Origin of the sequence: Actinomadura formosensis (genome assembly GCF_050948385.1) — a bacterium.
Taxonomy (GTDB): domain Bacteria; phylum Actinomycetota; class Actinomycetes; order Streptosporangiales; family Streptosporangiaceae; genus Spirillospora; species Spirillospora formosensis.
In genome coordinates this window covers 6,671,950-6,685,096 of sequence record NZ_CP192011.1, presented here as the reverse complement: position 1 = coordinate 6,685,096, position 13,147 = coordinate 6,671,950, and the positions used below count along the sequence as shown (strand labels likewise).

Here is a 13,147-nt window from a genome sequence, read left to right as displayed (position 1 = left end):
ACCCACAGAGGGATCATGTCTGCACAGTTCCCCGTCGCCCGGCCGCGGCGGCTGCGCCGCGCGCCCGCGCTGCGCCGGATGGTCGCCGAGACGCGGCTCGCCCCGGCGGACCTCGTCCTGCCGATGTTCGTCAAGGAGGGCATCGCCGAGCCGCAGCCGGTGGCGTCCATGCCGGGCGTGTTCCAGCACACCCGCGACAGCCTGCGCAAGGCCGCGCACGAGGCGGCCGAGGCCGGCGTCGGCGGGATCATCCTGTTCGGCGTCCCGGCGGTGAAGGACGGCGCCGGCTCGGCCGCCGACGACCCGGACGGGATCGTCCAGCGGGCGCTGCGCGACCTGGCCGCCGACCTCGGCGACGCGATCGTGATCATGTCGGACCTGTGCCTGGACGAGTACACCGACCACGGGCACTGCGGCCTCCTCACCGCCGCGGGCGAGATCGACAACGACGCCACCCTGGAACGCTACGCGTCCATCGCCGTCGCGCAGGCCGAGGCGGGCGCCGCCGTGGTCGGCCCGTCCGGCATGATGGACGGCCAGGTCGCCGCGATCAGGACCGCGCTCGACGGCGCGGGCCACTCCGATGTCGCGATCCTCTCGTACTCGGTGAAGTACGCCTCCGCCTACTACGGCCCGTTCCGGGACGCCGCCGAGTGCGCCCCGCAGTTCGGCGACCGGTCCACCCACCAGCAGGACCCGGCGAACGCCGGCGAGTCGCTCCGCGAGGTCTTCCTCGACCTCGACGAGGGCGCCGACATGGTCATGGTGAAGCCCGCGGGCGCCTATCTCGACATCGTCCGCCGCGTCCGCGACGCCGTCGACGTCCCCGTCGCCGCCTACCAGGTGAGCGGCGAGTACGCCATGATCGAGGCCGCCGCCGAGAAGGGCTGGATCGACCGCGAGCGCACCATCATGGAGTCCCTGATGTCCATCCGCCGCGCCGGCGCCGACATCACCCTCACCTACTGGGCGACGGAGGCGGCGGTGCTCCTCGCGTCGTCCTAGCTCTCGCGCCTGCCCTGGTACGCCCTCCGGCTAGTCACTTAGGGCCCTTTCCGGGGGTTGCCGTGTCTCGGGTCCGTCCCGGCGGGCATCATCGGTAACCAAGAACCCACGTGCGACCTTGGGCTATTGGGGGGCGAAGATGCTGGCGGTCACGGGGCACAAGCGGCAGAAGGCGGCACGGGACCGGATGGCCGCGGCGGCGCGGGAGTACGCGAAGCTCGGCTGGCCCTGCTTCCCGGGGGCGCACGTCGGGGCCGACCGGGCGTGTTCGTGCGACCGGATCGGCTGCCCGGACCCGGGGGCGCATCCGGTATCGGCGGCCTGGGCGCACCAGGCCAGCGTGGATCCCGACGTGATCGGACGCTGGTGGACGAAACGCCCGCAGGCCAACATCATCCTGCCGACGGGCCGGGTCTTCGACGTGTTCGACGTCCCGGCCGCGGCCGGGACCATCGCCCTCGACCGGATCGAGCGGGAGCACGTTCCCGTCGGTCCGGTCGCGTCGTTCGGGGGCGAACGGCACCTGTTCTTCGTCGCGACCCGCGGCGCGCCCGTCGACGAGGACGAGTGGTGGTCGTGCCACCTCGACTGCGTCCCGGAGGACGTCGCCGAGACGCCGGGGATGCGGTGGCACTGCCGCGACAGCTACGTGGTCGCGCCGCCCTCCGCGCTGCCGTACGGGCGTGAGGTCGCCTGGCTGAGGCCGCCGACCCGTGACCCGCTGCCCGACCCGCTGCGGCTCCTGGAGGTCCTCGCAGACGCCTGTGAGGGCGCCTAGCGCGGGAACGCCTAGCGCGGGGCCTTGATGGTGGGCTTGGGACCCCACTTGGAGTAGGAGCCGTGCTGGATCTGGTTGCGGCCCTTCTCGGGCCCGGCGCGGACCCAGAACTTGACGGGACGGTGGTCCGCGTCGAGCTTGACGGCGAAGGCGATCTGCTGGGCGCCGGTCGCCTGGGCCATCCGCGCGTACAGGGGGCCGACGCCGGGCACCTGCGCCAGCGTCGCGGCCGGTGCCTCGCCCTCGTAGATCGATCCCGACTGCTTGAGCTTCGTCGCCGACCTCAGCAGCGCGGTCAGGTTCGCGACGGAACCGCCCTGGCGGACCTGCTCGGCCGCCCCCGGATAGCCGTGCCCGCCGAGCGCCGACGCCCTCCAGTTCTTGCCGACCCGCACGTACAGCCGGTCCTGCACGATGACGGCGTGCACCGGCTTGCGGGCCGGGCCCGTCCCGGCGAGCGTCATCGAGTAGGCGGGCCGCCCGTCCTGTCCCGGCCCGAACGTCCCCCGGCCGCTGACGGGGAAACCGCAGCAGCCGGTCTGCTGGTAGCTGAACGCCGCGCCGGACGCCCGCCCGACGGCCTGGTCGATCTGCGCGACGAGCGGCGCCGGGTCGACGCCGCCGATCGGCAGCGCCGGCTGCGGGCTGCTGCTCTGCGCGGGTGTCGGCTCGGGCGGCGCGTTCTTGTCGTCCTTCTTCAGCAGCGTCGCGGCGGCCGCGCCGGCCCCGGCGATGACCAGGACGGCGACGGCGGCGACGAGCCAGCGCTTGCGGGACCCGCCGGACTTGTCCGCGACGACCTGGTTGCGGCCGCTGCCGCGGGCCGGCTTCGGCTTCGGCGGCTCCGGCTGCAGCGCCGCCTGCGCGGCGAGTTCGGTGAGCCGGCCGCGGCCCTGCGCCTCCCAGGACGGCCCGTACGCGGACACGGCCGCGTCCTCCAGCGCGCCGAGGAAGTCGGCGGCGGATTTCGGGCGCTCCTCCGGGTCCTTCGCGAGGCCCTGGCGGACGAGTCCGCGCAGCGGCCCCGGCACCTCGTCGGCGGGGATGTCGGCCTCGCGGTGCAGTCGCGCCATGTTGCGGCCCGCGTACGGGGGACGCCCGGTGAGGCACTCGTAGAAGACCGCGGTGGCGGCGTACAGGTCGGTGGCGACGGTGGCGGGCTCGCCCCTCCACAGCTCGGGCGCCGCGTACTGCGCGCCGGACCGCACCTCGGTGCCGGCGGCCGCGGTCGCGAAGTCGGTGAGCTGCGCGTTGCCGCCGGTGTCCACCAGGACGTTCGCCGGGCGGAGCGCGCCGTGCACGACGTCGCGGTCGTGCGCGGCGGCGAGGCCGAGGAGGACGCCGCCCAGCACCGACAGGGCCGCGAGCGGCCCGGTGGGGCCCTGCGCGGCCAGCACCCGCCGCAGGCTGACGCCCTCGACCCACTGCATCACGATCGCGGTGCCGTCCGCGGACTCCACGAAGTCGTAGAAGTCGACCACGTTGGGGTCCTCAAGTTGGGACAGGTTCCGCGCGGCCGCGCGGAACCGCACCAAAAACGCCTCGTCGGCCATGAGCGCGCCGTCGAGGTACTTGATCGCGACCTTCGTGCCGGTCTGGTCGTCGACCGCCCGCATCACCCGGCCCGAGGCTCCGCCGCCCAGCTCCCGCTCGTGGCTGAAGCCCGGGACCGTCCAGCCGTCAACCACGTTGAAAGCCCATCCCTCCGATGTCGTACTTGGTGGAATATCGGCCCGTACGCCGTGAGGTCAAGGCAAGTCGCCGAACTGCAACTGAGAGACTGCAACTGTGACTGATTTCGATCGCTCTCGGCAGTTGTTCGACCGTGCCGCCGGGGTCGTCCCCGGCGGTGTCAACTCCCCGGTGCGGGCCTTCGGCGCCGTCGGCGGGACGCCCCGCTTCATGGCGTCCGCGCGGGGCCCGTATCTGACGGACGCCGACGGGAACACCTATGTCGACCTGGTGTGCTCGTGGGGTCCGATGATCCTCGGGCACGCGCATCCGGCCGTGGTAGAAGCGGTGCGGGAGGCCGCGGGCCGGGGCACATCCTACGGTGCCCCGACGGAGGGCGAGGTGGACCTCGCCGAGGAGATCGTGTCCCGGACGCCGGTGGGCAAGGTCCGCCTGGTGAACTCGGGGACCGAGGCGACGATGTCGGCGATCCGGCTGGCGCGCGGCTTCACCGGCCGCACCAAGATCGTGAAGTTCGCCGGCTGCTACCACGGGCACGTCGACTCGCTGCTGGCGGCGGCCGGGTCCGGCGTCGCGACGTTCGGGCTGCCCGACACCCCGGGCGTGACGGGCGCGACCACCGCCGACACGCTGATCCTGCCGTACAACGACGTCACGGCGGTGGAGACGGCGTTCCACGACCATGGCGGCGACATCGCCTGCGTCATCACCGAGGCGGTCCCGTGCAACATGGGCGTGGTCCCGCCGCTGGCGGGGTTCAACGCGCTGCTGAAGCGGCTGTGCGAGCGGCATGGGGCGCTGCTGGTGCTGGACGAGGTGCTCACCGGGTTCCGCGCGTCCCGGTCCGGCTGGTTCGGGATCGAGGGCGTGCCGGGCGACCTGATGACGTTCGGGAAGGTGATGGGCGGCGGGGTGCCCGCCGCCGCGTTCGGCGGACGCGCCGACATCATGGACCACCTCGCCCCCGCCGGGCCCGTCTACCAGGCGGGCACGCTGTCGGGGAACCCGCTCGCCACCGCCGCCGGGCTCGCCACGCTGCGGCACGCCACAGCCGAGGTGTACGCGGCGATCGACCGGTCGGCGGAGATCGTGTCGAAGGCCGCGTCGCAGGCGCTGGAGCGGGAGGGCGTCCCGCACCGGGTGCAGAACGCGGGCAACCTGTTCTCGGTCTTCTTCAGCGACGCGCCGGTGGGCGACTTCGCCGCCGCGCAGCGCCAGGACTCCAAGGCGTACGCGGCGTTCTTCCACGCCGCCCTGGAGCACGGCGTGTACCTGCCGCCGTCGGCGTACGAGGTGTGGTTCCTGTCGGCCGCGCACGACGAGGAGGCGCTGGGGCGCGTCCTGGACGCCCTCCCGCACGCCGCCCGCGCCGCCGCCCAGGCGTCGTCCTAGAAGCGCCCTCTAGAGCGCTGTCCTGGAAGAACGCTGCCCTGGAGGGCGCCGAACGCCTCCAGGGCGGCGGCGACCGGTCCGGGACGCGGTGCGCGCAGGGGAGCGCGCACCACCGGGTCGCCGATCAGCCCCGCCTCGGCCAGGCACGCCTTGAGGACGGCGGGCGAGGGTTCGCTGAACAGCGCCTCCGCCATCGGCAGCAGCGCGTTGTGGATCGTCAGCGCCTCCGCGGCGGCACCCCGGCGCGCCGCGCCGAACATCGACGCGTAGGCGGCCGGCGCGAGGCACGCGCACGCGGCGATGCCCCCGGCCGCGCCGAGCTGGAGCATCGGGTAGATGTAGGCGTCGTCCCCGCACAGCACCGGCTTGCCGGGATTGGACGCCAGCACGGTCAGCGTGTCGTGGTCGATGGCGCCCGCGCAGTGCTTCATGCCGGCGACGCAGTCGAGCGCGAGGATCTCCAGGAGCGTGCCGGCGGACAGGTGCCTGCCCGTCCGGTACGGGACGTTGTACGGGACGAGCGGGACGTCCACGGCCGCGCCGACGGCGGCGAAGTGCTCGACGACGGCCTCCTCGGACGGGCGCAGGTAGTACGGGACGACGACGAGCAGCGCGTCGGCGTGGGCGGCGCGTTCGCGGGCCTGCCGGATCGAGTCCCCGGTGCCCATGGTCCCGGCGCCGGCGATCAGCGGCCGGCCGTGTTCGCCCGCGACGGCGCGGCACACCTCCAGCACCGTCCGCTGCTCTTCGGGGGTCAGCAGGGCGGCCTCACCGGTCGTGCCGAGCGCGACCAGCCCGTCCACGCCGTTGTCCAGGCAGTGGACGGCGAGACGTTCGAGCGACTTCACGTCCACCTCGCCGGAGCGGGTGAACGGCGTGACGAGCGGGGCGTGGATTCCGCGCATATCAGGTCCCCTTGTTCCGGAGGCGACCGCGGTGGCCAGGCAGGACGTGGTGTGCTCTCATCCCCTGATCGTCTTCGGACAATTCCATTTAGGACAACCGAGAATTTCTTGACACCTCGTTTTAGAATTGCTTCATGCTTGATCTGGAACGGCTGCGCGCCCTGCACTCGGTCGCGACCTACGGCTCGGTCAGCGCGGCGGCCGACGTCCTGCACGTCACCACGTCGGCCGTCTCCCAGCAGCTCGCGAAGCTGGAGCGGGAGACCGGGCAGAAGCTCCTCGAACGCAACGGCCGCGGCGTCCGGCTCACCGACGCCGCCGAACTGCTCGTCGCGCACGCCGAGCGCATCCTGTCCCTGGTCGAGCAGGCGCAGGCCGACCTGGAGGCGCACCGCGGCTCGGTCGTCGGCCAGCTCGCCATCGCCGCGTTCCCCACGGCCATCCGCGGGCTCATGCCGGCGGCGCTGCGCGGCCTCCGCGCCGACCATCCCGACCTGCGCGTCCTGCTCCGCGAGGAGGATCCGCTGCGCAGCATGCCGCTGGTCTCCCGCGGCGACTTCGACATGGCCCTCGTGCAGGACTGGAACAACGAGCCCCTCCCGTTCGCCGAGGGCCTGCAGAAGGGCGTGATCTGCGACGACGTCGCCGACGTCGCGCTGCCGGCCGACCACCCGCTCGCCGGGCGCGACACGATCGACCTCAAGGAACTCGCCGGCGACCCCTGGATCAGCTCCTCCCCGGACAGCATCTGCTGCGGCTGGCTCATGCGCACGCTCCGCGCCGTCGACAGCGAACCCGACATCGACCACATGGCCTACGAGTTCTCCTCACAGCTGTGCCTCGTCGCCGCCGGGCTCGGCAACGCGATCCTGCCGCGCCTCGGCCGCTGCGACGTCCCGCCCGGCGTGGCGATCGTCCCGCTGGCGGCGCCGCTGACGCGCCGGGTGTACGCGGTGTGGCGGGAGGAGGCCGCCCGGCGCCCGGCGATCCGCGCCGCCGTCACCGCGCTGCGCGCCGCCGTCCCGGCCGACCTCCCGGCGGTGGCCCCCGTCCCGGGCCGGCCCGCGACGAGCCGGCCCGCGGCGGGCGTGCGGCGCGGGTAACGTGCGGCGCGGGTAATCTGACGACGCCATGACTGAGACGACGATCGTTCACCTGCTGCGGCACGGTGAGGTGCACAATCCCGAAGGCATCCTCTACGGACGGCTGCCCGGCTACCGCCTGAGCGAGGACGGCGTCCTCATGGCGAAGGCCGCCGCCAAGTGGTTCGCCGGGCGGGACGTCACCGCGCTGTTCTCCTCACCGATGCAGCGGGCGCTGGAGACGGCCGCGCCGCTCGCGGACGCGCTGGACCTGCCCGTCACGGTGGACGACCGGCTGATCGAGGCCGACAACCACTTCGAGGGGCTGACGTTCGGGGCCGGGGCCGGCTCGCTGCGCCGCCCCGAGCACTGGCGGCATCTGATCAACCCGTTCAAGCCGTCCTGGGGCGAGCCGTACAAGCAGCTCGCCGCGCGGATGCGGGCCGCCGTGATCCGGGCGCGGGAGGCGGCGCGCGGCCACGAGGCCGTGTGCGTCAGCCACCAGCTGCCGATCTGGATCCTGCGGCTGCGCGCCGAGCACCGCCGCCTCTGGCACCACCCGACCCGGCGCGAGTGCGGGCTGGCCAGCCTGACGAGCCTGACGTTCGAGGGCAGCAGGCTGGTCGAGGTCGCGTACTGCGAGCCCGCCGCGGGCATGGCGAAGGGCCCCAGTGTCGCCGGTGCTTGAACGCACCGCTAAGTTGAATACTACGTCTTGTAGTAGGAGGGTCCCGTTGAGCCCCCGTATCTCCCCGTTCCGCGCCGCCGCCGCGGCCGTCGCGCTGTGCGGCCTGCTGGCGGGCTGCGCCGGGACGAACGCCGCCGGGAGCGGTCCGGACGGCGGCGACAACCGGTTCATCTCCGGCGGCGGGAACGTGACGCAGTACAAGCCCGCCGACCGCAAGAGCGTCCATGACGTCGGCGGGGAGCGCCTCGACGGCAAGGCGTTCAAGCTGGCCGAACTCAAGGGCAAGGTCGTCGTCGTCAACTTCTGGGCGTCATGGTGCGCGCCGTGCCGCGGCGAGGCGCCGTCCCTGGAGCAGGTCTACACCGAGAACAAGGCCAAGGGCGCCGAGTTCCTCGGTGTCAACTTCAAGGACTCCAAGGCCAGCGCGCAGGCGTTCGAGCGCAAGTTCAAGGTGACGTTCCCCAGCCTGTTCGACGCCGACGGCCAGGTCACGCTGGCGTTCCGGGAGGTGCCGCCGAGCGCGATCCCGAGCACGCTCGTGCTGGACCGGCAGGGCCGCGTCGCCGTCCGCATCATCGGCCCGACGACGTACTCCAAGCTGAACCCCCTGGTCGGCAAGGTCCTCGCGGAAAAGTGAGTCCGGTGAGCGGGCGCGCGCCGCGCGGAGCGAGGCCATGAGCGGCGTCGGCGAGACGATCGTCAGCGGGTCGCTGGTCGCGGCGGCACCGCTCGCCGCCCTCGCCGGGCTCGTCTCGTTCGCCTCGCCGTGCGTCCTGCCGCTGGTCCCCGGCTACCTGTCGTACGTGACCGGAATGACCGGCGTCGACCTGGCCGAGCAGCGGCGCGGACGGCTCCTGGCCGGCGCGCTGCTGTTCGTCGCGGGCTTCAGCGCCGTGTTCGTCGGCTACGGCGTGATCTTCGGCGGGCTCGGCCGGTGGCTGCTGGAGTACCAGGCCACGATCACCCGGGTCCTCGGCGTCGTCACGATCGTGTTCGGCCTCGCGTTCATGGGGTTCATCCCCGGCCTGCAGCGGACGATGAAGTCGGGGCGCCTCCCGGCGGCCGGGCTCGCGGGCGCGCCGCTGCTCGGCGTCCTGTTCGGGCTCGGCTGGACGCCGTGCATCGGCCCGACGCTCGGCGCCGTGCAGAGCCTCGCGATCACCGAGGCCAGCGCCGGACGGGGCGCGCTGCTGTCGCTGGCGTACTGCATCGGCCTCGGCCTGCCGTTCGTGGCCACCGCGCTCGCCTACCGCCGGGCGCTCGGCGCGTTCGGCGCGGTGAAACGCCACTACCCCCTGGTGATGCGGATCGGCGGGGGGATGCTCGTCCTCATCGGGGTGCTGCTGGTGAGCGGCCTGTGGGGGAACCTGACCATCGAGCTGAGGTCGTGGATCAGCGGCTTCGAACCGGTGATTTGAGATGACTGATACCAAGCACGAGCTCAAGGACGACCCCGCGGACGACCCCGCGGAGTCGGGCACCGAGGCGCCCGCCGCCCGCCGGGCGCCCGAGGAGGTGCCGCGTCCGGCCGGTATGGGCCCGCTCGGCTGGCTGCGATGGGGCTGGCGGCAGCTCACCACGATGCGCACGGCGCTGGTCCTGCTGTTCCTGGTCGCGCTGGGCGCGGTGCCGGGGTCGATCCTGCCGCAGCGGGGCCAGGCGCCCGAGAAGGTCGCCGCCTACCTGGACGGGCACAGGACGTTCGGCCCGTGGCTCGACCGGTTCTCGATGTTCGACGTGTTCGCCGCGCCCTGGTTCGCGGCGATCTACATCCTGCTGTTCGTGTCGCTGGCCGGCTGCGTCCTGCCCCGCGCGGTCAAGCACTACCAGTCGATGCGGGCGCGTCCGCCGGCGGCGCCCCGCAACCTGGACCGGCTGCCGCAGTCCGCGACGTACGAGACGGACGCCTCCCCGGACGAGGTCCTCGCCGAGGCCCGCAGGGTGCTGCGCGGGCGCCGCTTCCGGGCGGACGTCTCCGGTGGCGCCGTGTCCGCCGAGAAGGGCTACCTGGGCGAGTCCGGCAACCTGCTCTTCCACCTGGCGCTGCTGGCGCTGCTGTTCGCGCTCGGCCTCGGCAACCTGTTCGGCTACCGGGGGAACGTCCTGCTGACCGAAGGCAAGACGTTCGCGAACTCGCTGGGCCTGTACGACCAGTTCCAGCCGGGACGCGCGTTCGGCGGCGGCGAGCTCGCCCCGTTCACGGTCACGCTGGACGACTTCAAGGCGCAGTACGAGACGCGGGGCGCCAAGCGCGGCCAGGCCACCGACTTCAACGCCGAGATCCGCTACCGGTCCAGCCCGGACGCCCGGGAGAAGCCGTACGACCTGCGGATCAACCATCCGCTGAAGGTCGGCGGCGCGAAGGTGTACCTGCTCGGCCACGGGTACGCGCCGGTGTTCACCGTCCGCGACGCCAAGGGCAACGTCGCCTTCCAGGACACGGTGCCGTTCCTGCAGATGGAGCCGCGCAACCTGACGTCCGAGGGCGTCATCAAGGTCCCCGACGCGCAGCCCGACCAGCTCGCCTTCTACGCCATCCTGTGGCCGACGGCGACCGCGAGCCAGGACGGCAAGCAGATCGTCTCGGCGTTCCCCGCGCCGGCCCGCCCGGTCGTCACCATCACCGCGTTCAAGGGCGACCTCGGGCTGGACTCCGGTGCCCCCCAGTCGGTCTACAAGCTGGAGGGCCTCGGCAAGACGCTCCAGCCCGTGAAGGGCGGCCAGAAGCTGCTGGAACCGGGGGAGACGTTCACGCTGCCGGGCGGCGCCGGCTCGGTCACGTTCGACGGGCTCAAGGAGTGGACGAGCCTGTCGGTCAACCATGACCCGGGACGCGTCCCCGCCTTGATCGCGTCCATCCTCGCGGTCCTCGGCGTGGCCGCCTCGTTCATGGTCCGGCGGCGCCGGGTGTGGGTCCGTGCGAGCGCCGGAGAGGGCGGGCGTACGGTGGTGGAGGTCGGCGGTCTCACGCTGGGGAATCCGACCTCGGAATTCGACGACATCGTGACCGTGCTGCGCGGTCCGGAGGACGAGCCCGCCCCGGAGCACGGCCGGGAGTCCGGCCCTGAGCCGGGTGAGAGCGACCCCGACGCCGATCAGGAATCCGGGTCGGCCCCCGAAACGAAGGAGTGACGAGGTGAGCAACGCCGACCTCGCGAACCTGAGCGACAAGCTCATGCTGACCACCGTCGTGCTGTACATCATCGCGCTGGTCGCCTATGCCGCCGATCTCGGCTTCGGCCGCCGCCGTGCGACGGCCGGGGCCGTCGAGGCGAAGGCCGGGGCGAAGGTGCTGGTCGGCGCGGCCGGTGCCGAGACCACGACCGGCGGCCCGGACGCCGCGCAGGCCGCCGCCGCCGGTGAGAGCGGCTCGGAGCGTTCCCAGGTCGACTGGGCCAACCTCGCCGTCCTGCTGAACGTGCTGGGCTGGGGCGCGCACCTCGGCGTCCTGGTGACCCGCGGGCTGGCCGCGAACCGGTGGCCGTGGGGGAACATGTACGAGTTCCTCACCGCGATCTCGTTCGCCGCCGTCACCGCGTTCGTCGTCGTCATGTTCCGGTACCGGGCGCGGTTCCTCGGCGCGTTCGTCATGGCCGCCGCCGTCGTCGCCCTCGGTGTCGCCAACATCTGGCTGTACGACTCGGTGGGCCCGGTCAGCCCGGCGCTGAACTCCTACTGGATCGCCATCCACGTGACCGCCGCGATCATCGCGACCGGCGCGTTCACCGTCGCGGGCGCCGCCACGATCCTCTACCTGCTGAAGGACCGCGCGGAGTCGCGCGGCGCGGTCGCGGCCGGCGGCGTGCTGTCGCGCATCCCGTCGGTGGAGAGCCTCGACCGGCTGTCGATGCGGGTCACGATGTTCGCGTTCCCGATCTGGACGGCCGCGATCATCATGGGCGCGATCTGGGCCGACCAGGCGTGGGGCCGCTACTGGGGCTGGGACCCGAAGGAGATCTGGTCCTTCGTCACGTGGATCATCTACGCCGCGTACCTGCACGCCCGCGCCACCGCCGGCTGGAAGGGCCGCAAGGCCGCGATCCTGTCGCTGCTGGCGTTCGCCGCGCTGATGTTCAACTTCTTCGGCGTGAACTACATCTTCCAGGGCCTGCACTCCTACGCCTGACCGCACGCCCGCCACAGGCGCGTGACTCCAGGGGGTGACGGGATGTCGGGTTCGGGCTTACCCTGCCTGCGGGGCCCTCGTCCGGTGGCGTATGCCGCCCGATACCCTGCGGGTCCCGCGGACAGAGGAGCCCGATGCGCTTCAAAGGCGTCCACCGCAAACCCCGGGAGGTGCGCGCCCGGGAGGTGCTGCGCGGCGTCCGGTTCCGTGCCGACACGGCCCGGGACGAGGTCGCCTACGCCGCGTCCCCGCCCGATTCGGGGCAGGTGAGGCCGCGCAGCAACCAGCCGCGTGACCGGTTCGGGCGGTTCCGCAAGGCGGGCCGCGACGACGACTTCTCGGTGGACGGCCCCCGTGGCATGGACGCGGGCGCCCTGGGTCCGGGCGGCATGGACACGGCGGGCGACGCGCCCGCGCAGGCCGGCAGGCTCGCGCGGCGCGGGCCCGGCCGGCCGCGGTCCGGCGACTACTCGTGGAGCGATTTCGAGCTGGAGGACGACCGGCTCCGGGTCGAGCCGTACCCGCCGGGCATGCCGCACGCCGCCGACGGCCGCCGCAACTGCGGTGTGCTGGAGGGCATCCTGTACCGGCAGTGGGACGTCCAGGACGGGCCGCCGCCCCCCGAGGTGATCGGCGCGGTGGACAGCCTGGCGGCGCTGCCCGAGCCGCTGAAGGAGAAGCTCGCGGCCGGCCTCGACGGCATCTACGTGGGGCCCGGCGGCGTCCCGCAGCTCGACGACATGGGCCACCTGCGCGACCGGCCGCTGCCGTCCGGCCGCGCCACCTGGGACATCTGCGCCGGCGCGTACGGCGACCACAAGATCGTCGTCGGGGACCGGCCGTCCCCGACGCCGGACGTGATGCTGCACGAGGTCGGGCACGCGCTCGACGACATCGACGGCGACGACGGCGAGTGGACCTCCGACAGCCCGGCCTTCCATGCACTGTACGAGGAGTGCCGGCCGCATCTCGCGAGCATGTTCCACCGGCAGCCGGGCGCCCTCGGCCGGCGCGAGTTCTTCGCCGACGCGTTCGCCGCGATCTCCTCCCGGCAGCGGCCCGCGCTGGTGGATATGCTCGCCGGCGACATCCGGATGGCCCTTGAGGTCATGCTCTTCTTCAACCGCAGGTACGGGATCTAGCACACCGTGACGACAGGCCGCGCGACGACAGACGGCGAGGGTGATCGAGGATGTACGTGATCCGGCTCCCCGACGGTACGCTCCGGGTTCCGCACAGCGTTCTCGCCGGCACCGGCGAGCCCGGGACGGACGCGCAGGAGGGACGGATCATCGCCGACGGCTACATCGAGATCGGCCCGGACGACCCCGACTACGACCGGCTGCTCCGCGAGTCGCTCACCGAGGAGGAACTGGCGGAGCGGCGGCGCCGCTGGCGGGACGAGGACGCCGACCTGCTGCGCAGGTTCGAGGAGTGGAAGGCGGAGGACGCGGAGGGCTGAGCGCGCGGACGCCCCCG

General features: G+C 72.9%; 13 protein-coding genes. 11 read left to right on the top strand and 2 right to left on the bottom strand.

The features are described 5' to 3' along the window. Positions 1–15: 15 nt before the first annotated feature. Both hemB and ACQP1N_RS31300 read left to right on the top strand, forming a co-directional pair. Positions 16–1,005 (top strand): porphobilinogen synthase, encoded by a 990-nt coding sequence (gene hemB / locus ACQP1N_RS31305; RefSeq protein ID WP_067794519.1) that lies wholly within the window; start codon positions 16–18, stop codon positions 1,003–1,005. A gap of 139 nt (positions 1,006–1,144) precedes the next feature. Next, complete coding sequence (locus tag ACQP1N_RS31300) at positions 1,145–1,783, top strand: bifunctional DNA primase/polymerase (protein WP_067794517.1); 639 nt, start codon at positions 1,145–1,147, stop codon at positions 1,781–1,783. Between the two features lie 11 nt (positions 1,784–1,794). On the opposite strand, the gene ACQP1N_RS31295 is transcribed toward ACQP1N_RS31300, so the two are convergent. Further along, positions 1,795–3,471 carry a serine/threonine-protein kinase gene (locus ACQP1N_RS31295; protein WP_433227875.1) on the bottom strand — a complete coding sequence of 559 codons (1,677 nt, stop codon included), beginning with the start codon at positions 3,469–3,471 and terminating at the stop codon, positions 1,795–1,797. Positions 3,472–3,571: 100 nt separating this feature from the next. Between ACQP1N_RS31295 and hemL the strand changes: the two genes are divergently transcribed. Beyond that, entirely contained in the window at positions 3,572–4,867 is a 1,296-nt protein-coding gene (gene hemL, locus ACQP1N_RS31290) for a glutamate-1-semialdehyde 2,1-aminomutase (protein ID WP_067794510.1), read from the top strand. Here hemL and ACQP1N_RS31285 read toward each other — a convergent pair. Beyond that, entirely contained in the window at positions 4,864–5,772 is a 909-nt protein-coding gene (locus ACQP1N_RS31285) for a dihydrodipicolinate synthase family protein (protein WP_433227874.1), read from the bottom strand. The two genes, hemL and ACQP1N_RS31285, sit on opposite strands and share 4 nt — an antisense overlap. Before the next feature lie 134 nt (positions 5,773–5,906). Here ACQP1N_RS31285 and ACQP1N_RS31280 point away from each other — a divergent pair, with 134 nt between their 5' ends. The 8 genes from ACQP1N_RS31280 (at position 5,907) to ACQP1N_RS31245 (ending at position 13,130) form a co-directional block, all read left to right on the top strand. Beyond that, complete coding sequence (locus tag ACQP1N_RS31280; protein ID WP_433227873.1) at positions 5,907–6,875, top strand: LysR substrate-binding domain-containing protein; 969 nt, start codon at positions 5,907–5,909, stop codon at positions 6,873–6,875. Positions 6,876–6,903: 28 nt separating this feature from the next. After that, entirely contained in the window at positions 6,904–7,542 is a 639-nt protein-coding gene (locus tag ACQP1N_RS31275; protein ID WP_067794504.1) for a histidine phosphatase family protein, read from the top strand. Positions 7,543–7,588: 46 nt separating this feature from the next. After that, the gene (locus ACQP1N_RS31270) at positions 7,589–8,179 is read left to right on the top strand and encodes a TlpA family protein disulfide reductase (protein WP_067794502.1); all 591 of its coding nucleotides are present in this window, start codon (positions 7,589–7,591) and stop codon (positions 8,177–8,179) included. A 37-nt stretch (positions 8,180–8,216) separates the two neighbouring features. Further along, positions 8,217–8,960 carry a cytochrome c biogenesis CcdA family protein gene (locus ACQP1N_RS31265; protein WP_433227872.1) on the top strand — a complete coding sequence of 248 codons (744 nt, stop codon included), beginning with the start codon at positions 8,217–8,219 and terminating at the stop codon, positions 8,958–8,960. A gap of 1 nt (position 8,961) precedes the next feature. After that, complete coding sequence (gene resB, locus ACQP1N_RS31260; protein ID WP_433227871.1) at positions 8,962–10,674, top strand: cytochrome c biogenesis protein ResB; 1,713 nt, start codon at positions 8,962–8,964, stop codon at positions 10,672–10,674. 4 nt (positions 10,675–10,678) lie between these two features. After that, complete coding sequence (gene ccsB / locus ACQP1N_RS31255) at positions 10,679–11,668, top strand: c-type cytochrome biogenesis protein CcsB (protein WP_433227870.1); 990 nt, start codon at positions 10,679–10,681, stop codon at positions 11,666–11,668. A gap of 134 nt (positions 11,669–11,802) precedes the next feature. Continuing rightward, positions 11,803–12,810 carry a hypothetical protein gene (locus ACQP1N_RS31250; protein ID WP_067794496.1) on the top strand — a complete coding sequence of 336 codons (1,008 nt, stop codon included), beginning with the start codon at positions 11,803–11,805 and terminating at the stop codon, positions 12,808–12,810. A gap of 50 nt (positions 12,811–12,860) precedes the next feature. Then, positions 12,861–13,130: a hypothetical protein gene (locus ACQP1N_RS31245; RefSeq protein WP_067794494.1), complete on the top strand. Its 270-nt coding sequence runs from the start codon at positions 12,861–12,863 to the stop codon at positions 13,128–13,130. Positions 13,131–13,147: the final 17 nt, after the last annotated feature.

Bases quoted from the DNA above. Each gene is read 5' to 3' on its own strand.
- ACQP1N_RS31285 (WP_433227874.1), bottom strand. From the start codon at position 5,772: ATGCGCGGAATCCACGCCCCGCTCGTCACGCCGTTCACCCGCTCCGGC.
- ACQP1N_RS31265 (WP_433227872.1), top strand. From the start codon at position 8,217: ATGAGCGGCGTCGGCGAGACGATCGTCAGCGGGTCGCTGGTCGCGGCG.
- resB (WP_433227871.1), top strand. From the start codon at position 8,962: ATGACTGATACCAAGCACGAGCTCAAGGACGACCCCGCGGACGACCCC.
- hemB (WP_067794519.1), top strand. From the start codon at position 16: ATGTCTGCACAGTTCCCCGTCGCCCGGCCGCGGCGGCTGCGCCGCGCG.
- ACQP1N_RS31280 (WP_433227873.1), top strand. From the start codon at position 5,907: ATGCTTGATCTGGAACGGCTGCGCGCCCTGCACTCGGTCGCGACCTAC.
- ACQP1N_RS31300 (WP_067794517.1), top strand. From the start codon at position 1,145: ATGCTGGCGGTCACGGGGCACAAGCGGCAGAAGGCGGCACGGGACCGG.
- ACQP1N_RS31275 (WP_067794504.1), top strand. From the start codon at position 6,904: ATGACTGAGACGACGATCGTTCACCTGCTGCGGCACGGTGAGGTGCAC.
- ACQP1N_RS31250 (WP_067794496.1), top strand. From the start codon at position 11,803: ATGCGCTTCAAAGGCGTCCACCGCAAACCCCGGGAGGTGCGCGCCCGG.
- ACQP1N_RS31245 (WP_067794494.1), top strand. From the start codon at position 12,861: ATGTACGTGATCCGGCTCCCCGACGGTACGCTCCGGGTTCCGCACAGC.